The 17,933-nt window shown below is 57.4% G+C and carries 20 protein-coding genes; 17 read left to right on the top strand and 3 right to left on the bottom strand.

All coding sequences use genetic code 11. The annotated features are described in order from the left end of the window. Window positions 1–14: 14 nt before the first annotated feature. From trmFO to N5D22_RS07830, 3 genes are all read right to left on the bottom strand, one after another. The gene (gene trmFO, locus N5D22_RS07840) at window positions 15–1,454 is read right to left on the bottom strand and encodes a methylenetetrahydrofolate--tRNA-(uracil(54)-C(5))-methyltransferase (FADH(2)-oxidizing) TrmFO (RefSeq protein ID WP_279657306.1); all 1,440 of its coding nucleotides are present in this window, start codon (window positions 1,452–1,454) and stop codon (window positions 15–17) included. A gap of 483 nt (window positions 1,455–1,937) precedes the next feature. Beyond that, on the bottom strand, window positions 1,938–2,081 hold the full coding sequence (locus N5D22_RS07835; protein ID WP_003495735.1) for a DUF1127 domain-containing protein: 144 nt from the start codon (window positions 2,079–2,081) through the stop codon (window positions 1,938–1,940). 479 nt (window positions 2,082–2,560) lie between these two features. Beyond that, window positions 2,561–2,707: a DUF1127 domain-containing protein gene (locus N5D22_RS07830; RefSeq protein WP_269827621.1), complete on the bottom strand. Its 147-nt coding sequence runs from the start codon at window positions 2,705–2,707 to the stop codon at window positions 2,561–2,563. 1,006 nt (window positions 2,708–3,713) lie between these two features. On the opposite strand from N5D22_RS07830, the gene N5D22_RS07825 reads away from it, so the two are divergent. The 17 genes from N5D22_RS07825 to N5D22_RS07745 all read left to right on the top strand — a co-directional run bounded on the left by N5D22_RS07825 (window position 3,714) and on the right by N5D22_RS07745 (window position 17,924). Next, window positions 3,714–6,227: a DNA-directed RNA polymerase gene (locus N5D22_RS07825; RefSeq protein ID WP_279658742.1), complete on the top strand. Its 2,514-nt coding sequence runs from the start codon at window positions 3,714–3,716 to the stop codon at window positions 6,225–6,227. Between the two features lie 265 nt (window positions 6,228–6,492). Then, window positions 6,493–6,654: a hypothetical protein gene (locus N5D22_RS07820; protein ID WP_158006748.1), complete on the top strand. Its 162-nt coding sequence runs from the start codon at window positions 6,493–6,495 to the stop codon at window positions 6,652–6,654. Between the two features lie 10 nt (window positions 6,655–6,664). Further along, complete coding sequence (locus tag N5D22_RS07815; protein WP_279658743.1) at window positions 6,665–7,162, top strand: hypothetical protein; 498 nt, start codon at window positions 6,665–6,667, stop codon at window positions 7,160–7,162. Then, window positions 7,159–7,836 carry a hypothetical protein gene (locus N5D22_RS07810; RefSeq protein ID WP_279658744.1) on the top strand — a complete coding sequence of 226 codons (678 nt, stop codon included), beginning with the start codon at window positions 7,159–7,161 and terminating at the stop codon, window positions 7,834–7,836. The genes N5D22_RS07815 and N5D22_RS07810 overlap by 4 nt, the downstream gene beginning before the upstream one ends. 245 nt (window positions 7,837–8,081) lie before the next feature. Further along, a complete protein-coding gene (locus tag N5D22_RS07805; RefSeq protein ID WP_279658745.1) occupies window positions 8,082–8,891 on the top strand; it encodes a hypothetical protein in 810 nt (269 codons plus the stop codon). Window positions 8,892–8,978: 87 nt separating this feature from the next. Continuing rightward, window positions 8,979–9,689 (top strand): ssDNA-binding protein, encoded by a 711-nt coding sequence (locus N5D22_RS07800; protein WP_065656086.1) that lies wholly within the window; start codon window positions 8,979–8,981, stop codon window positions 9,687–9,689. A gap of 7 nt (window positions 9,690–9,696) precedes the next feature. After that, window positions 9,697–10,107: an endodeoxyribonuclease gene (locus N5D22_RS07795; RefSeq protein WP_279658746.1), complete on the top strand. Its 411-nt coding sequence runs from the start codon at window positions 9,697–9,699 to the stop codon at window positions 10,105–10,107. Further along, entirely contained in the window at window positions 10,100–10,735 is a 636-nt protein-coding gene (locus tag N5D22_RS07790) for an N-acetylmuramoyl-L-alanine amidase (RefSeq protein WP_139102980.1), read from the top strand. Before N5D22_RS07795 ends, N5D22_RS07790 begins: the two co-directional genes overlap by 8 nt. A 94-nt stretch (window positions 10,736–10,829) precedes the next feature. After that, window positions 10,830–11,471 carry a helix-turn-helix domain-containing protein gene (locus N5D22_RS07785; RefSeq protein WP_279658747.1) on the top strand — a complete coding sequence of 214 codons (642 nt, stop codon included), beginning with the start codon at window positions 10,830–10,832 and terminating at the stop codon, window positions 11,469–11,471. Window positions 11,472–11,661: 190 nt separating this feature from the next. Then, window positions 11,662–11,838 (top strand): hypothetical protein, encoded by a 177-nt coding sequence (locus N5D22_RS07780; RefSeq protein WP_279658748.1) that lies wholly within the window; start codon window positions 11,662–11,664, stop codon window positions 11,836–11,838. A gap of 361 nt (window positions 11,839–12,199) precedes the next feature. Then, window positions 12,200–13,687: a DnaB-like helicase C-terminal domain-containing protein gene (locus N5D22_RS07775; protein WP_279658749.1), complete on the top strand. Its 1,488-nt coding sequence runs from the start codon at window positions 12,200–12,202 to the stop codon at window positions 13,685–13,687. A gap of 24 nt (window positions 13,688–13,711) precedes the next feature. After that, window positions 13,712–14,098, top strand: coding sequence for a hypothetical protein (locus tag N5D22_RS07770; protein WP_279659059.1), 387 nt, complete (start codon window positions 13,712–13,714; stop codon window positions 14,096–14,098). Between the two features lie 43 nt (window positions 14,099–14,141). Beyond that, window positions 14,142–16,067, top strand: coding sequence for a DNA polymerase (locus N5D22_RS07765; RefSeq protein ID WP_279658751.1), 1,926 nt, complete (start codon window positions 14,142–14,144; stop codon window positions 16,065–16,067). A 210-nt stretch (window positions 16,068–16,277) separates the two neighbouring features. Further along, the gene (locus N5D22_RS07760; protein ID WP_065656098.1) at window positions 16,278–16,484 is read left to right on the top strand and encodes a hypothetical protein; all 207 of its coding nucleotides are present in this window, start codon (window positions 16,278–16,280) and stop codon (window positions 16,482–16,484) included. 84 nt (window positions 16,485–16,568) lie between these two features. Next, window positions 16,569–16,967 (top strand): hypothetical protein, encoded by a 399-nt coding sequence (locus tag N5D22_RS07755; RefSeq protein ID WP_279658752.1) that lies wholly within the window; start codon window positions 16,569–16,571, stop codon window positions 16,965–16,967. Continuing rightward, window positions 16,967–17,152: a hypothetical protein gene (locus N5D22_RS07750; RefSeq protein WP_174008589.1), complete on the top strand. Its 186-nt coding sequence runs from the start codon at window positions 16,967–16,969 to the stop codon at window positions 17,150–17,152. Before N5D22_RS07755 ends, N5D22_RS07750 begins: the two co-directional genes overlap by 1 nt. Then, window positions 17,145–17,924, top strand: coding sequence for a hypothetical protein (locus tag N5D22_RS07745; protein ID WP_279658753.1), 780 nt, complete (start codon window positions 17,145–17,147; stop codon window positions 17,922–17,924). The genes N5D22_RS07750 and N5D22_RS07745 overlap by 8 nt, the downstream gene beginning before the upstream one ends. The last annotated feature ends 9 nt before the right edge of the window (window positions 17,925–17,933 follow it).

Here is a 17,933-nt window from a genome sequence, read left to right as displayed (position 1 = left end):
CGCCGCCAGCGCAATTAGATTCCAGCCGCGAATTTGGAAACGTCGAGCCATTCCGCACAATCCCGCAATGCCCGCGCCGCGATCAGCTGGCGTTTCATGATCGTCTTGTCCTTGCCGCGAAAACGCTTCACGCCTTCCGGCTTGACGATGGAGCCCGGCGCCAGTTCCGGGAAGAGGCCGAAATTGATGTTCATCGGCTGGAAGGAGCGTTTGCCCGGCTCATCATCGGAAGAGAGGTGGCCGCCGGTGATGTGGTTGAGGAGCGAGCCGAGCGCGGTGGTGGCCGGCGGCAGGCTCGGGGCCTCGCCCTTCTGTTCGGCGGCGGCGAAGCGGCCGGCGAGGAGGCCGACGGAGGCGCTTTCCACATAACCTTCGCAGCCGGTGATCTGGCCGGCGAAACGCAGATCCGGCCGGGATTTCAGCTTCAGCGAGCGGTCGAGCAGGATGGGGGAATCGATATAGGTGTTGCGGTGCAGGCCGCCGAGGCGCGCGAATTCCGCATTTTCGAGGCCGGGTATCATGCGGAATACATCCGCCTGCACACCGTATTTCAGCTTGGTCTGGAAACCGACCATGTTGTAGAGCGTGCCGAGCGCGTTGTCCTGTCGCAGCTGCACGACGGCATAGGCCTTGACCGTGGGGTTATGGGCGTTGGTCAGTCCCATCGGCTTCATCGGGCCATGGCGCAGCGTCTCGCGGCCGCGCTCGGCCATGATCTCGATCGGCAGGCAGCCATCGAAATAGGGCGTGCCTTCCCACTCCTTGAAACCCACCGTGTCACCGGCGATCAGCGCGTCGATGAAGGCGTTGTACTGCTCCTCGTTCAGCGGGCAGTTGATGTAATCCTTGCCCGTGCCGCCGGGGCCGACCTTGTCGTAACGCGACTGATACCAGCAGATATCCATATTGATGCTGTCGCGGTGCACGATGGGGGCGATGGCGTCGAAAAAGGCGAGCGCATCCTCACCCGTCTCGGCCTGGATGGCGGCGGCGAGATCCGGCGAGGTGAGCGGGCCGGTTGCGATGATCGAGTTGCCCCATTCCTTCGGCGGCAGGCCGTTCACCTCTTCGCGCACAATCGTCACCAGCGGGTGACTTTCCAGCTCTTTCGTCACGGCCTCGGAGAACCCGTCACGATCGACGGCGAGCGCGCCGCCGGCCGGCACCTGGTGCCTGTCGGCGCAGGCCATGATCAGAGAACCGGCAAGCCGCATTTCCGCATGGATGACGCCGACCGCATTGGCCGTCGCATCGTCGGAGCGGAAGGAGTTGGAGCAGACCAGCTCCGCCAGCGTATCGCCCTTATGCGCATCCGTGCCGCGCACGCCGCGCATTTCATGCAGGATGACGGGCACACCGCTTTCAGCGATCTGCCATGCGGCTTCCGAACCGGCCAGTCCGCCGCCCACGACGTGAATGGGAGAAGTGGTCTTGTCTTGCATGCTGGCGTCCATGGGCGGCCGCGGGGCAAAGGCTCCCGTCCGGCGGCTGTCTTTCGAGTGATTGTTGCGCACGGGTCCCGAAGGACGCGGCATTGTTTGCGGATGCACTAGCATGCATGGCCGGGGCAGCCAAATGTTTTTGCGGGTGGGGGATGTGAGGGGATGTGGAACGGGCGGGTGCCGCTTGTTTCTTCTCCCCGCCGGGGAGAAGGTCGCGGCAGCGGGATGAGGGGGCGAGGGTGCGGTCTATCGCTGGCGTTGCCCCCTCATCCGACCCTTCGGGCCACCTTCTCCCCGGCGGGGAGAAGAAACAAGCGGCGCTGTTGCGGGAAGTGCTTTTGCAGGCGACACGCAGGGCAGGGGCGAATCTCTGATATGTTTGCAGCGATCCGAGTGCCCCGAGAATCAAAAACGGCGCCAGAGGCGCCGCTTTCTTTTACCTGTCGCTCAATCGTCGCGCCCTGGAGGTCGGGCAGCGGGACGATCGTTTACGCCTTAGCGGAACGAACGGGCTGCTACGTTACGGATGTCGTAACGGGTCAGGCCGATGTCGCTCAGAGCCTGGTTGGAAAGGCTGCCAAGTTCGTTGATCGTGCGGCGGTAGGAGATCCAGTTCTTTGCGATGCGGATGGGGTTCATGGTCGTTTCCTCAATCTATCTCTGTTGATTTCGTCTGCCGGCTCAGCGTTTCCCTGTGCTCTCGGCTGTTGAGGTTTATATATAGACATTAAGCCATGTTGTGCAGTGCAGAATTTAGGCTACTGCCATGCATTTGTGCACTATGTCGGCTAAATTTGCGGCTTTGAATATCTTCTGAGCAAAATATGAGCGGAAATGCCTGTGTTTCAGGCGGTTTTGACGGGTTTCGCAGCCTTTGGCGGCGCTAAAGGGGCTTTCCGGTGTAAAAAGGCGCGTCGGGAGGGAGCGGATGCTATCCGGGCGCTGCGTGAATGGTCGGCCATCGATGCATTTTTCATCTGCCGACCCTGCGGGCGGTTGTGGCAATGCCGCTTCGACCCGGAGAGCCGCCCAAAACGAAAAAAGGCCGGAGGCGGGAGCCTCAGGCCTTTTTGGGTAGGTCGTCTCGCATCCGCCGCAATCAGCGGCGGGGCGTATAATCAGATGCCGACGGCGGTCTTGGCGACGCGGCGGATGTCCTGACGGCCAATGCCGAGGTCACTCAGTTCGCGGTCGGTCATGCGGCCGAGTTCGGTTACGGTCTGACGATACTTGCGCCAGTTGGTGAGCGAGCGTGCAATGTTCATTTTCATCTTCCTCTTCGTGCTGTTCAGTCTCTGCGGCCAGTCTTGGGAGGCTTTGGTCCGGGGCTGAACTGATCTCTGTATGGCCACCAATATAATCGGTTTAATCAAAACAAAAACAGACAAAGCAAGATGTCACCTATGCACGCATTGCAATGCAAGCCGGAAAAACGAGCCGATTGCGGCGATTCATGCATAATTTGTGACCAATTTGTGTGCTTTTGGTGATCGAATAGATGTCGGCATTGCGAATCCGCGAGGGATGGCCGGATACGGAGCGGAGCGCCGAAGCTTTGAACCTCGGACTTGAATCGGGGGGGGCGAGGGCAATCCGCCAATATCGGTTGCGGGAGATGCTATATATAATGTCACTGTAGCCGCATAAATATTGCCTGCTTTTCCTGTCTGCTTCCATGCGGATGTATCGGGCAGGGCCGGCCGGCAAGGCGAGGGGCGGATGCTGTGCGGTTTCCCGTTTCCGGCCTGGAACAGCCTCTGTTTGGCCGCGGGGGCCCAGCCCTCGGCGTCCGCGGCAAGTGGCCGGAGAGCGCGGCTGCCTCTCCCCGCCGGCGCGGGGGATGAGAAAAGTCCGGAGGAAACGAAAGGCGGCGATAAGGCGTGCTTGACCCTTTCTGAACATTGTGACATACCGCCGCCCAACGTGCGGGTATGGCGGAATTGGTAGACGCATTGGTTTTAGGTTCAACCTAAGCGTCTTATTCACCTGTAAGTAAATCTCCTCATTCTCGACTGAGAAGCCTCATTCACTGGGGCTTTTCTTTTTCCTCAATGTATTCACGTGTGAATTATACAGCTGATTACTCGGCTGTACGTGCCACATCGTGTGTCATTTTTCAGCGAGCCGGGGAGGGCAAAGCCTTCCTCGTTTGAGGCCCGCTCATCCGGCGCTCAGCCAATTACCCCACCCTTAAGCAAAGCCCCCAGACAGCCCCCTCTAAGGGGAACCTGATGGGGAACCTTTGGCCCACGCAAAGACGAGGACCGTAAAATGACCATCGAGACCACCATCCTTGAAAACCCCCTCTTCGAACGTCAGCTTGAACTCGAACAGGAAATGAGAACTTCAGGTATTCAGAGGTTCCGTAAATCTGTTGAGAAGGCGTCTGAGAAAGGCGTCATGACTTCCGTAATGTCCGTCAACCGTCTGGTGATCGAGGCCCACGAGAAAGTCGTCGCAGCAATCAACGCCTTCATCGCTGAAGCGCAGAGCGGGAAAGCCGGTCGTCGCCACGCAGCGGTCGCCTACATCTCGAAGTTCGACGTTGACACGGTGGCGAACATCACAGCTCGCGTCATTCTCGATGAGCTGACCCGCAAGTCGAACCTTACGAAAACGTGCCTCGCCATCGGCTCGATGCTGGAGAATGAATTCAACAGCCGGAAGTTCGAAGAGGAGATGCCCCGGGCGCATAAGAAGTTCCTCAAGAAGGCAAATCAGGAGACCCTCGAAAAGCGTCGCTGGTCTCACCTCTTATTCCCGGCTCGTCTCCTCGGCGTCGAACTTGAAGACTGGCCTGAGAAGGACCGTCTCCTCGTTGGTCTGAAGCTGGTGGACTTGTTCATCTCGGCAACTGGGCTGGTCGAAAAAAAGGATATCTTGTCCTCCCGATTTGGTACCCTCCAAATCCTCGACGGCAACGAACGGACGATGCAATGGATCGAGGAGGAGAATAGACGCCTTGAGCATCTGTTCCCCATCTTCATGCCGACTATCGTTCCCCCGAAGCCGTGGACCTCGCCCTTCGACGGTGGCTACTACACGGCCTTCCGTCGCCTTCGGTTGGTGAAGACGCACAATCACCAGTATCTTGAAGAGCTGGCTAACCGCGACCTTACCGAGGTCTATGGTGCCATCAACGCGCTTCAGGAAACCGCATGGGCGATCAACACCCCAGTTCTGGACGTGATGCGGACGCTCTACGAGAGCGGCGCTGGCGTGGCTGAGTTGCCGACGAACGACAAGCTGGCACTTCCTCAGCGGCCTTACTGGCTGCCTGATGGGAAGGAGCGCATGTCTGTTGAGGACATGACCGAGGAGCAGCTTGAGGAGTTCAAGGAGTGGAAGGCCAGGACGCACGAGACACACCGCAAGAACGCTGAGATGAGCGGCAAGCGAGCTGCCTTCCTGCGTACCCTTGGGGTGGCCGAGAAGTTCAAGGATGAGGAGGCGTTCTACTACCCTCATACCCTCGACTGGCGTGGCCGTGCGTACCCGCTTCCTCTCTATCTGACCCCTCAGGGTTCGGACATTCAGCGTGGTCTCCTAACGTTCGCTAACGTTGTCCCGATCTTGAACGAGGAGGCAGCCGATTGGCTGGCGATCCACGGGGCAGGGATGTTCGGCTACGATAAGGTCAGCCTTGAGGACCGCGTTCAGTGGGTTCGAGATCACGAGGCTGAAATCCTCGCATGTGCAGAGAACCCCTACGACTTCCGCTTCTGGACCACCGCCGACAAGCAATGGCAGTTCCTCGCGTTCTGCTTTGAGTGGGCCGCGTTCAAGCGCGAAGGGTACGGCTTCGAGAGCAGCCTGCCGGTTCAGATGGACGGCACCTGCAATGGCCTCCAGAACTTCTCCGCAATGCTCCTCGACGAGATTGGCGGGGCCGCTGTGAACCTTATCCCGGCTGAGAAGCCTCAGGATATCTATCAGCGGGTGGCTGATCTGGTCGCTGAGCTGGTCGAGCGTGATGTCACGAGCGATATGGCAGAGGTGGCGCTGATCGCACAAGGATGGGCAGGGAAGGTAAACCGCAAGGTGACCAAGCGCCCCGTGATGACGCTCGCTTATGGCGCTCGTCGGTTCGGCTTCGTCTCTCAGGTCGAAGAGGACACCATCAAGCCGTGGCGCACGGAGAACCCCGTCGAGTACCCCTTCATCACCACCAACGAGGAGGGCAAGCCTTACGACTTCGGTTACAAGGCGGCTCAATATATGGGCGGTCTCATCTGGGATAGCGTGGGCGAGGTCGTGGTGAAGGCACGGCAGGCTATGGACTGGCTTCAGGAAGCTTCGAAGGTTGCTTCGTCTGAGGGTCTTCCGATCAACTGGACAACGCCCGTAGGGTTCCTCGTCCAACAAGCCTACCGCGTCCCGACCGTGAAGAAGGTAGACACGACCTTCAATTCTCAGCGCATCGTACTCCGGTATCAACATGGGGTAGGGAAGATCGACAGCCGCCGTCAGGCGTCCGGGATTAGCCCGAACTGGGTCCACTCTCTCGATGCGGCGCATCTCATGAAGACCATCATGCGGTGCCACTTCGAGGGGATTAGGTCTTTCTCGATGATCCACGACAGCTACGGCACTCACGCAGGCAACGCAGCCAGCATGGCCCGCTATCTGCGCGAAGAGTTTGTCCTGATGTACTCACAGGTGGATGTTTTGGGCAGGTTCAAGGAGGAACTCGAAGCTCAGACAGGGGACACGCTCCCCGATCTCCCGCCGAAGGGCAACTTGGACCTCAATCAGGTTCTCGATAGCCCGTTTTTCTTTGCCTAAAAATATCCACTAGTGAATTGAATGTCGCCATCGGTAGTCCCTCTTCGGGGGATTACCCCACCCTTAAGCAAATCACGGCGCGGGCTGTCCTCGGGACCTCCCGGCCAATTACCCCACCCTTAAGCAAATCAATCGTCGATGCCTACACATTGACGCTGCGAGCCTCCGAAGGGCTTTCCTCCTTTCACCTTCGGCGGGCCTCCTCTCGCAGCGTCAATGTGTGGGCATCGCTCCCCGCAAATAGCTCAACAGCAGGTCTCATATCATGACGAACTCCGATGCCTCCAAGGCTCAGAGCGCGCTCGGTCGCGCCATTCAACTCTGGAATCAGGGACGGAACATCTCCTTCCAGCACGCCCAAGAACTCCGCGAAGAAGGCTACGATGTAGCTGCCCTTCGTCGCTTCCATTTCAAGCTCGCTTACTGAGGAGATCATCGTGAAGGTCACACTTAAAGAACGCGATCTCTGCCCGCCTTGGCATACCTTTGGCAAGCCGTATGAGGTTGTCGGCTATGATGATGAAGGTAACTACAAGATCATCGACGATGATGGTGATCGTATCACCGCGTATAAAGAGAACTGGGTCGTTGTACCTGAGCCTCAGCAGGCCGACCAATGGGACGCCTCAACACGCGGTCCCAAGATGGCGAACCCCACGGGCAAGGTCATCTTCAAATACCAGATGCCAGTCCTCGAACAGTTCGAGATGAAGCTTCCTCAAGGCGCTTACATCATCCGCATGGAAGATCAGGGCGGCATGTTCTGGCTTTGGGCGGTGGTCGATACCCGCGCCCCCGATGAAACCCGCAAGTTCCGCGCATTCAAAACCGGCGCTCCAATCCCTGACAGCTTCGATGGCAAGTACATCGGCTTCTGCAAAATCCATGTGCAGCAGGAGTTGGGCCTTTACATCTTCGAGGACGTAGCCCGATGACGAAACTCACACCTACCATTTACGGCGCAGCCCCGAAGGACTTGGGCGAACTGAAGCTCGACACTTCCGAGATGATGTTCTGGCTTTACCTGCCAATCAAGATGCCCGGCACGGTGGCCGAACAGTTACCCAAGCAGCTCGACCCTTACACGGAAGTCATCGACCGCGTTTATATGGACGTGATCAAGACCTACGGGCGGCAGCGCTGGAAGGACAGCTACGTCTACCTTTCGGTCAAGGTTCTGCATGTCACGCCCGATGCCCCCGGCAATCGTCCTGGCTGGCACAGTGATGGCTTCCTTACAGGTGACCTGAACTACATTTGGGCCGACCGTAACCCGACTGAGTTCTTCATCACGGACCGGCCCTTCAAGGTGGTCGAGGACCATAAGGAATCGATGCAAGTCTTCCACCGAATGGCAACCTTCGCTCTGCCCTCAGCCGGTGACCGCCGCGAACACGCCAAGGTCAACCACCTCTACCGCCTCGATCAGACCGTCATCCATCGGGTGTCACTGAACGTTGACAGCGGCAAGCGGGCGTTCGTGAAGGTCTCGGTTTCCGACAAGCCTTACGTCCAACTTGGCAACTCCATCAACCACCTTCTGCCTGAACATCCACGCCCTTCACTGGAGCGTCAGGCTGAGCGCAACTGCCCACAAGGAGGGGCATGATCTACCACCACCGACCGAACACGGTCCCTATCTTCCTCCGCTGCCGCACCTGTGATGGCATGGGTAGGAAGATGTTTGGCACTGGTGTCTTCGCCACTGGTGTCCGCTGTATGTCCTGTCAGGGACTTGGCAAGCACGTCCGGTACCTCACTCGGGGCCGGTCACTCATCCCCCTCATCAAGCCTGAGCCTCCGGCCAGCTTTGTTTCTCGCTGCTTATCAGCACTCAACAACTGAGAGAAGAACATGCCGCAAATCATCAAGAAAGTTTCTGTACGTCCGTCTGTCCATAACTCCGGCAGGTACGGAAGTGTTGAGCTGGCGACCCTCAGCTCCGACAGCTACGTCAACCTGATCACCTCCGAGCGGTCGCTAACGATCTCTCCGAGCGAAGCCAAACAACTCCGCGATCAGCTTCTCGAAATCTATCCGCTTGAGGTCGCGAAGCCGAGCAAGTTCAAGGTGGGTGATAAGGTCGCCTATCAGAGCATCGTCGGTTATGGCGCTCGTGGCATGGCCGGTCGGAAAGGTTCGATCAAAGAGGTTCTGGAAAAGGGCTGGTACAATGTCACCTTCACGGGCGGCGTCTTCGACAATGTGATCAAGGTCCATGAAGATTACCTTGTGGCTCAGCCGGTCGAACAGCGTGCATTCCAAGCCGGTGACCGAGTTCGATACAAGGACGGCGACACCTTCGCTCGCGGCTTCTCTGTTGTGACCCTCGACCGACCCCACGGCACCGATCGCTGGTGGTTTAAGGAGACCGGCACCCACGCACGTACTTCCACACTGGAGTTAGTGACCCCGGTTGCCTCCACGACCCCCGCTGAACCGGCGATCAACACCGAACTGGGCCGCTTCATCGTCGCCAAGATGGACAACGGAAACTATCTCCCCGGCACCAAGCCACGTGTCCACACCTCGGCCAAGTCGGCGAATGATGAGGCTACCCGCCTCGCGAATGACCACGGCGGCACCTTCCATGTGCTTCGTGCTTCCTTCGAGGCCAGCCGTCCGGTCGTCGTTCAGCCCCCGGTTAAGACGGCCAAGCTTTAACTAATTGCATCCACTCGTGGATGTTTCCCAAGCCCCTTTGCCCTGCCGGTGAGGGGGCTTTTTCATTTCTCCAAGCAGGACTTTTAAATGGCAGAACGCAAGAAGAACCCGTCGCTCATTTCCCCTCGCGGCCCCCTGAAGTTCCCGAAGATCGACAAGGTTGACTACGGCACGAAGGACTACCCGAAGCCGAACGGCGAGTATTCCACAAAGCTGGTTCTGGAAGCTGACGCTCCCGAGACCAAGCGCTTCATCGCATCGCTCATGCCTCACTATCAGGAGGCGATGGCCGAGGCCGCAGCCAAGTTCAAAGAGCTGAAGGTCGAGACCCGCAAGAAGCTCGGTAAGGTGACGGAAAACGATCTCTTCACCACGCTCTACGATCAGGACACGGAGCAGCCGACCGGCTACATCGAGTTCAAGTTCGCGATGGCGGCCAGCGGCGAGCGCAAGGACAAGACGAAGTGGTCGGCCAAGCCCGCGATCTTCGACGCCAAGGGTAAGCCGATGACCAAGGTTCCCGAAATCTGGTCCGGTACCGAGGCGAAGGTTTCGTTCGAGTGCCAGCCGTACTTCATTCCAGGCACTGGCGCTGCTGGTCTCAAGCTCAAGCTGAAGGCTGTGCAGGTTATCGAGCTGGTCTCTGGTGGTCAGCGCTCCGCATCGAGCTACGGCTTCGGTGCTGAGGACGGCTACGAGTACGAAGAGCCGACCGCAGAAGACAACGCGGGTGAGTTCGGTGAGGACAGCGGCGAGGACAACTCGTCCAAGACCATCGACGACGATATCCCGTTCTAAGGAATACATGACCTACCGCACAGGCGCATCTCAACTGCGTGCGGTGGGCATTCGAGAAGGCTTCCGTTCAGGGCTTGAAGACAAGGTAGCAGATCAGCTTAAGGCGAGGGGCATCGACCCCCGCTACGAGCAAGAGGTTATCCCTTACGTCAAGCCTGAACGGAAGGCCAAATACACCCCCGATTTCCGGCTGCCGAATGGCATCTACATTGAGACGAAGGGACGCTTTGTAACCGAGGACAGGCAGAAGCACATCCTCATCAAGGCTCAGCATCCCTCGCTCGATATCCGGTTCGTGTTCTCGAACCCCAACGCCCGCATCTCCAAAACCTCCAAGACAACTTACGCCGACTGGTGCCTGAAGCACGGCTTCAAGTACGCGGCCAAAACCATCCCCCAAGAATGGATCGATGAGTAGCATGTTCACGCTGCGTAAGCAGACCAACTACCTCGTCGTGCATTGCTCGGCCACCACTTCGACGATGAACATTGGCGCGAAAGAAATCCGTCAGTGGCACCGCGAAAAGGGCTGGATCGATATCGGCTATCACTTCGTCATTCGTCGTGATGGCACCGTTGAAATCGGTCGGCCCGAGAATACGGTCGGCGCTCACGTAGAGAACCACAATTCCAACTCCATCGGTATCTGCCTCGTCGGCGGTATCGATGCCAAGGGCAAGGCTGAGAACAACTTCACGCCTGCCCAGTTCGCGGCCCTCGCAGCCAAGCTTCGGGAGCTGAAGGCGAAGTACCCCGGCGTCACCGTTCAGGGACATCGAGACTTTGCAGGCGTCAAGAAGGACTGCCCCTCGTTCGATACCCGCAAGTGGATCAGCGAGACTGGCGTGTTTGCCGAGACCGCCCCGCCCATCAAGCTCGACAATGACGGCCTCATCATCCGCGCCGTCGAAGTGACCTCAGCGAACCCCACGCTTTTCAGCCTCGCCAAACGCTTCGGCTACACGGCGGCTGAACTCCAGAAGGCGAACCCTTTGGTTGACCCGACGCAGCTTAAAGTCGGCCAGCTCATCCGCCTCCCGGGCTGATTACCCCACCCTTAAGCAAACCTCCAGCGACCCTCATGGCCCCGTGCCGTGGGGGTCTTTTCGTTTTTACGTCCTCAACATCTGAGAGAAACACATGAACACTTTCAAAGTGGGCGACCGCGTTCGCCATCGTGAAGAGCCGTCCTTAGGCGAAGGCGTTGTCGTCAGCCTGAAGAACCGTGAAGGTTGGGTAGAGATTAAGTTCACTCATCGCGTGAAGCCTTGGACCACGGCGTTCGGTTTCGAATACAAATACGAGTTCCTCACCTCTGACTTCAAGGTCGGTGATCGAGTCAGCAGTCCGTATGGCGTCGGCACGGTCAAGGCACTACCAACGCCCTCTTTCAACCTCTTCGCCGTTGAGCTTGATCGCCCCTACTGGGGGCATTCTTGCGACGGGAAGACGAAGAGTCAGCACGGCGCTTGGACCTCTGCTGAAGACATGACCCTGCTCGAACAGCCGGTTGTCGAAGCCGTCAAGGCGGCCACCCCGAAGGCCAAGACGATCACCTTCAAGAAGGGCAGCCAGTGCGACCGCCTCGTCAAGTACATGCTCAGCGGTAACTCGGTTACCCCGATCAAGGCCCGTTCGCTGTTCGGTGCTGAGCGCCTCGCAGCCCGTATTCTGGAAATCAAGAAGGCAGGCCACAAGGTGAAGACGGTCATCAAGACTGATCTTAACGGCAAGGTCTACGCTGAATACTCCCTCCGCAATGTCGGTCGGGTGGCAGCATGAAGGACTTCATGAAGAAAGAACTGAGCGTCGGTGACCTCGTGGTTCATGGAGTGGGAGGCCGGTACGCCGGTCTCTCAGGCCCTTACACGATCCACAGCTTCACCCCGAAGATGGTTCGCATCAAGCGGGTAGGCTCGACCGCCGAGTTTACCTCCTGTGTCCCTTCCCACAACCTCGTAAAGGTAACCGAATGAAGACCGTCGCGTTCATTCTGCTGATTATGTACTGGGGCAGTGATGGCCGCTCCGCTATGACCACCGCAGAGTTTACCTCTCAGGCAACCTGTGAGGCAGCCCTTAAGTCTGCCGCCAATGCGATGGACGGTATGGGCATGAGCCGTACCTATTCGGTATGCGTGGAGAAGTAACCATGGAAATGGACAACTCCTGCATTCCTCCGCGCTTCAAGATTGATACCTCTTCCGATGGTTGGGGCAGGTTCGTGGTCTACGAGCGAAGGTCATTCCTCGGCATCAAATATTGGGGCCGTGTCTACAAGACCTACAGTCTTGGAGAAGCGGAAGACCACATTAGGAAGCTTCAAAGGCTACCTCTCTACTATCGGTAATCATGGAAAACGACAGCTCCTTCGTCCGTAAGGAGCCATGCCCGAAATGCGGTTCAAGGGACAACCTTGGCCGCTACTCGGACGGTCATGCTCATTGCTATGGCTGTCACTATTACGAGCCGGGAGATGGCTCCGACCCTCAACTCTCAAGGAAATCTAAGATGTCGCGAGACCTCATCTCGGGCGGGGAATACCGCGCCATTTCGAAGCGCGGCATCACCGAAGAAACCTGCCGGAAATTTGGCTACCAAATCGGCCACTTCAAAGATCAACTTGTCCACATCGCACCGTACCACGATGCTGAAGGAAACCTCACCGCTCAGAAGATACGGTTTCAGGATAAGACCTTCACGGTAACCGGCAACATGAAGCCCGCACTTTTGTTCGGGCAGAATCTCTGGCGGGCCGGTGGTCGCAAGGTCATCATCACCGAAGGCGAGATTGACGCTATGTCGGTCAGTCAGGTGCAGGGCAACAAGTGGCCTGTGGTTTCCATCCAGAATGGTGCGCAATCCGCCAAGAAAGCTTTGACCGCAGTTCTCGAATGGCTTTGTTCGTTCGAGGAAGTCATCCTCATGTTCGATATGGATCAGCCAGGGCGAGACGCCGTAGCTGAGTGCGCCCCGCTCTTCCCCCCGGGAAAATGCAAGATCGCGCACCTCACAATGAAAGACCCCAACGAGTTGCTCTTGGCGGGGAAAGGTGAGGAGATCATCAGCGCCATTTGGCAGGCCCGAGACTTCCGCCCTGATGGTATTGTAGATGGTTCAGCCATCACAATCGACATGATGCAGGAACCTATTTCCGGCTATTCGATCAGGTACCCGAAACTCAATGAGATGATCGGCGGCATTCGCGAAGGCGAGCTGACGTTGCTCACTGCCGGTTCTGGTGTTGGTAAATCAACGCTGGCCCGCGAGGTCGCCTACGGTCTTCATCAGGACCACGAGCTGACCATCGGAAACATCTATCTCGAAGAGAACCTGAAGAAGACAGCTCAGGGCTACATCGCCATCCATAACAGCGTCCCTTTGGGTAACCTTCGGAAAGACCCCTCGATCATCACACCCGAGGCTTGGGCATCATCCAAGGCTGACGTGATTGATCAGCGGATGTTCTTCTACGACCACTTTGGTTCGCTTGAGGCTGACAGTCTTCTGGCGAAGATCAGGTATCTGAGGGTGGCTCTCGGCTGCAACTTCGTTGTTCTCGACCACATCTCAATCGTGGTCTCGGGGGCTGAAGGCAGTGGCGAAGGCGAGCGTCGAGATATCGACAAGCTCATGACGAAGCTGCGTTCTCTGATCGAAGAGACCGGACTAGGCATCATCGCAATCGTCCACCTCAAGCAGCCTGAAGGGAAGCCTCACGAGGAGGGCGGTCGCGTCACTCTTAGCCAGCTTCGTGGCTCCGGTGCGCTCAAGCAGCTCAGCGACAACATCGTTGCTCTGGAACGCGACCAGCAGGGCGAGAATAAAAACACCTCGCTTGCCCGTGTCCTGAAGTGCCGCGAGTTCGGTGAGACAGGTGAGGCCGATTACATCCTCTACGACCGTTCGACGGGGCGCTTACTTCCCATCGACGAACCTTCAAGCAACCCCGGCTTCGGAGATGAATCGTCACCAGAGGGTGACAGCATCCCATTTTGACCAATCTAACTCACAGGTGAATATATGGCGTACCGTTGCCTCAGCAGATGGAAGGACTTCTCCAGCCTCTTGGGGAAAACCCTAACTGTGATTGTCGTCAATGATGATCAGACAGAGATCGAGATAACCACCGCCGATGGCGAACGCTACCTCATGTATCACGAGCAAGATTGCTGCGAGAGCGTGTGGGTTGAGGACATTGCCGGTGACCTCGAAGACCTAATCGGAACTCCGCTTCTGATGGCGGAGGTCACAAGCCAAGACGGTGAGAACAACGATGAGTACGGCACCTCGACTTGGACCTTCTACAGGGCAGCCACGATAAAAGGCTCCGTCACTATCCGTTGGTGCGGAACCTCAAACGGTTACTACAGCGAGGGCGTCTCGTTCGCGCTGCTTTCGTCCGACTAAATACATCCACCCGTGAATAAGTCACTCCAGCGAGAGGACGACAATGGCTCGTTATCTATTCGATTGCGAGACCGATGGATTACTCGACACCTTAACTCAGGTGCATTCATTGGTCCTGCGAGACCCCGACAGTGGGTTTACGTTCTCGTGCACTCCTCACCGCTACAGCACCGATGACATTACGATCATCACCGACTGGACGGTTGAGGATGCACTTCATGCCTTGATGCACGCCGATGAGATCATCGGTCACAACATCATCAAGTTTGACATCCCGGCATTGCAGAAGGTGTACCCGTGGTTTGAGCCGAAAGGCAAAATCACAGACACCTTGGTTTGCTCCCGTTTGATCTGGGCGGATATTGCCGACCACGATCTTAAGCAGGTTCGTAAGGGGTACCCCGGCAAGCTCGTTGGTTCCCACTCCCTGAAGGCTTGGGGCTACCGCCTCGGCGTTCTCAAGGGGGAGTTCGGTGAGACCTCCGACTGGGCCACATGGACCCCCGAAATGCAGACTTACTGCGAGCAGGACGTAACCGTCACTGCGGAGTTGTACGCCCGCATCGTCAAGAAAGAGCCGACCGAAAAGTCCCTCTGGATTGAACACGAGTTCGCCAAGATCATCGCAATGCAGGAGCGCCACGGCTTCGCCTTCAATGAGGACGAAGCGGTCAAGCTCTATAACCAGCTTGTCAAGCGGCGGCTGGAAATCTCGGGCGAGCTACAGGAAGCGTTCCCTCCGGTCGAGAAGACCGAGGTGTTCATTCCTAAGGTGAACAACCGCCAACGCGGCTACGTGAAGGGCGAACCTTTCACGAAGAAGTGGATGGTCGAGTTCAACCCATCGTCCAGGCAGATGATTGCAGATCGTCTTCAAGCGATGGGATGGGAGCCTCAGGAGTTTACCCCCTCAGGTCAACCGAAGATCGACGAAACGATCCTTCAGGCTCTCCCATATCCCGAGGCCAAGGTTCTCGCTGAACACTTCCTCGTCGAGAAGCGCATAGGGCAGTTGGCCGAAGGCGATCAGGCTTGGCTCAAGCTCGTCAGAAAGGGACGCATTCATGGCTCGGTCAACACCAATGGTGCGGTCACTGGGCGCTGCACTCACAGTAACCCGAACGTGGCTCAGGTGCCGCGTGTGGGCAGTCCTTACGGAGCTGAATGCCGCGCTCTTTTCGCCACGACCGCACGTTGGGTTCTGGTTGGTGCGGACCTATCTGGCTTGGAGTTGCGGTGTCTCGCTCACTTCATGGCCCTCTTCGACGGGGGCGAATACGGACGTATCGTCCTCGAAGGTGACATCCATACTGTAAACCAAAATGCTGCCGGTCTGCCGACCCGTAACGACGCCAAGACCTTCATCTACGCTTTCCTCTACGGGGCAGGCGATCAGAAGATTGGAAGCATCGTTGCTCCTGACGCCTCCCCTGAGGAACAGAAGCGTATCGGCAAGAAGCTCAAGCGACAGTTCCTTGCGAAGACCCCGGCGTTGCGCCGCCTTCGTGAAGTCGTCGAGCTGAAGGTTCTAGGGTTCGTCCCGAAGGCCAAGCCGCTCCTCGTCAACCCGTCATACGAACACCTCTGGAGGCAAGATAGCGCCAAGCAGTGGTGGTTCAAAGCGGGTGCAGGTGGCGTGCTTATCGGCCTCGACGGTCGCAAGCTGCACATTCGCTCGGCTCATGCCGCGCTCAATACGCTCCTGCAATCTGCCGGTGCACTCATCTCCAAGGTCTCGATGATCTTGGCGTATCAAGAACTATCCACTCGTGGTTACGTCTTCGGTCGTGACTACGCCTTCGTCGCTCATATCCACGATGAAATCCAAACCGAGTGCCGTCCTGAACTGGCGGACGAGGTGGGGCAGATCGTTGTTCAGGCCATGCGCGATGCGGGAACCTTCTTCGCCTTCGGTTGCCCGATTGATGGTGAGTTCAAGATCGGAAACAACTGGAAGGAAACCCACTGATGTTTCGAGAGGAATACGCTCGCAGAGACTACAGGTACTACGCCTTCCATAGCTACGCTCAGTGGCTGGAAGTCAAACTGAGAGACGTGCGGGAATGCGCCCGCCGAGCTGATGAGGCCACTCGCGCCCACCGATCTCAGCTCTTCCACGACTTCGGCATCATCTACGATGCACCGATGGATATGTATCTCCAGACAAGGAAGCCCTCCGATGATTGAGGTTCTCACCCGGGCCTTGGAGGAACCCTTCAAGACCAAATCCAACTTCGCCCGTGAACACGCCGATCTGGTGGCTATGGCTGCCAGTGACGGCTTCATCACGACCCGCGTTGCTTGCGGTCTCTACTCCCGCAAGTGGCTGATCACACCGACCGGCCTTTCCCATCTTTATGCACTCACAGGAAGAAATCATGACTGAGCGTCAAGCAAAGTACGTATCTATCCTGACGGTCGTTGCTCTGGTGACGCTGATCATCATGCGCATCATTGAATGGTGCCTGTGATGTTTGATCGATCACTCTCCCTGCGAGGTGGCGATACTTACACGACCGTCACTCAACAACCGCATGACGCCGCCGATGCAGCTCGTCTTTACGGGCAACTCCAGGACAAAGCGACCGGCTCCATTACCGAGATCATAGGTCACCAGCTCCCTGACATTCGTGTCGAGTTTGTCACCTATTCAAGCCACCGCTCGATAGCGAACTTCAAAGACCTGCATCGCGTGGTCTTCAAGATCAACGGTCAATCTTTCGATCAAGTCATCCCAGTGGATGAGTTTGAGACTGAGCGGGAACCTCATAACAAAGCCGCCCTTCGCAAGATCGCGGAGGCTATCACCAACGATCTCATGAACCGGCTCTACCCGCACGTCATGGAAGTTTACAGGAGGCGTTTCTAATGAAGCGTTGGGTTACCTTTGGCCGCACCGAAAGCGGCGACACAATCGTCCCGATCATCTGGGACACGAAGCCTCCTGAAGAGGCGGTCAACGAAGCCTACGAGGCTCTCTATCCCGATGAATACGCCTATGTCGGCTTTGTCCTCTGGACGGCGATGGAAGCGGAGGAGGCGGTTCTTGTCTAAGCGCATCCTCCTCATCGACGCTGACGTGGTGGCCTATGTGGCCGCTTCGTCTTGCGAGGTGGCGACACACTGGGGAGACGGTTACTGGACTTGGCACGTCGATGAAAACGTAGTCAAGGCTAACGTCAAAGACATGCTCGACGAGGCGATGGCGTCACTGGATGGTGACGAATACAAGCTCTGCCTCACAGACAGTCTCGGCAACTTTCGAAAGTCTGTCCTCGCCACCTACAAGGGCAACCGTTCCAACATCAAGAAGCCCCTTGTCCTCATGAGGATCAAGGAGTGGATGATCGAAGAGCTGTGCGCGTACTTCCGCCCCGGCCTCGAAGGTGACGATTGCATGGGCATCCTCGCTACCATGAAGGGCGGCCCTCTCAGCTCTCATGAGCGGGTGATCGTGTCCATCGACAAGGACATGAAGACCATCCCGGGATTGTTTTGCCGGGATGTATCCACCCGTGAAATCGTCAACGTCAGCGAAGCTGAGGCCGACTACTGGCACCTCTACCAGACCCTCACGGGAGACGCGACGGATGGCTATGCCGGTTGCCCTGGCATCGGTCCCGTGGCCGCCGAGAAGCTACTTGGTCCCGTCAGTGACGCTGCCAATCTCGACTTGCTCGGGACTTGGGGACGCATCGTGGAAGCCTTCGAAAAGAAGGGACTGACGGAAGCTGACGCCCTCACGCAAGCCCGCGTTGCCCGCATTCTCCGGGCCTCTGACTATGACTTCAAGAAGAAGGAGCCAATCCTATGGCGTCCACAGTAAACGGGATGG

It is taken from the genome of Agrobacterium sp. GD03872 (assembly GCF_029840625.1).
GTDB lineage: Bacteria > Pseudomonadota > Alphaproteobacteria > Rhizobiales > Rhizobiaceae > Agrobacterium > Agrobacterium fabrum_A.
Note: the sequence above shows the minus strand (reverse complement) of the source record. Positions and strands in the feature narration are given on the sequence as shown.

Excerpts from the sequence above, each read along its gene's own strand:
- trmFO (WP_279657306.1), bottom strand. The coding sequence starts at position 1,454 with ATGGACGCCAGCATGCAAGACAAGACCACTTCTCCCATTCACGTCGTG.
- N5D22_RS07835 (WP_003495735.1), bottom strand. The coding sequence starts at position 2,081 with ATGAACCCCATCCGCATCGCAAAGAACTGGATCTCCTACCGCCGCACG.
- N5D22_RS07830 (WP_269827621.1), bottom strand. The coding sequence starts at position 2,707 with ATGAACATTGCACGCTCGCTCACCAACTGGCGCAAGTATCGTCAGACC.
- N5D22_RS07825 (WP_279658742.1), top strand. The coding sequence starts at position 3,714 with ATGACCATCGAGACCACCATCCTTGAAAACCCCCTCTTCGAACGTCAG.
- N5D22_RS07820 (WP_158006748.1), top strand. The coding sequence starts at position 6,493 with ATGACGAACTCCGATGCCTCCAAGGCTCAGAGCGCGCTCGGTCGCGCC.
- N5D22_RS07810 (WP_279658744.1), top strand. The coding sequence starts at position 7,159 with ATGACGAAACTCACACCTACCATTTACGGCGCAGCCCCGAAGGACTTG.
- N5D22_RS07805 (WP_279658745.1), top strand. The coding sequence starts at position 8,082 with ATGCCGCAAATCATCAAGAAAGTTTCTGTACGTCCGTCTGTCCATAAC.
- N5D22_RS07800 (WP_065656086.1), top strand. The coding sequence starts at position 8,979 with ATGGCAGAACGCAAGAAGAACCCGTCGCTCATTTCCCCTCGCGGCCCC.
- N5D22_RS07795 (WP_279658746.1), top strand. The coding sequence starts at position 9,697 with ATGACCTACCGCACAGGCGCATCTCAACTGCGTGCGGTGGGCATTCGA.
- N5D22_RS07790 (WP_139102980.1), top strand. The coding sequence starts at position 10,100 with ATGAGTAGCATGTTCACGCTGCGTAAGCAGACCAACTACCTCGTCGTG.
- N5D22_RS07785 (WP_279658747.1), top strand. The coding sequence starts at position 10,830 with ATGAACACTTTCAAAGTGGGCGACCGCGTTCGCCATCGTGAAGAGCCG.
- N5D22_RS07780 (WP_279658748.1), top strand. The coding sequence starts at position 11,662 with ATGAAGACCGTCGCGTTCATTCTGCTGATTATGTACTGGGGCAGTGAT.
- N5D22_RS07775 (WP_279658749.1), top strand. The coding sequence starts at position 12,200 with ATGTCGCGAGACCTCATCTCGGGCGGGGAATACCGCGCCATTTCGAAG.
- N5D22_RS07770 (WP_279659059.1), top strand. The coding sequence starts at position 13,712 with ATGGCGTACCGTTGCCTCAGCAGATGGAAGGACTTCTCCAGCCTCTTG.
- N5D22_RS07765 (WP_279658751.1), top strand. The coding sequence starts at position 14,142 with ATGGCTCGTTATCTATTCGATTGCGAGACCGATGGATTACTCGACACC.
- N5D22_RS07760 (WP_065656098.1), top strand. The coding sequence starts at position 16,278 with ATGATTGAGGTTCTCACCCGGGCCTTGGAGGAACCCTTCAAGACCAAA.
- N5D22_RS07755 (WP_279658752.1), top strand. The coding sequence starts at position 16,569 with ATGTTTGATCGATCACTCTCCCTGCGAGGTGGCGATACTTACACGACC.
- N5D22_RS07750 (WP_174008589.1), top strand. The coding sequence starts at position 16,967 with ATGAAGCGTTGGGTTACCTTTGGCCGCACCGAAAGCGGCGACACAATC.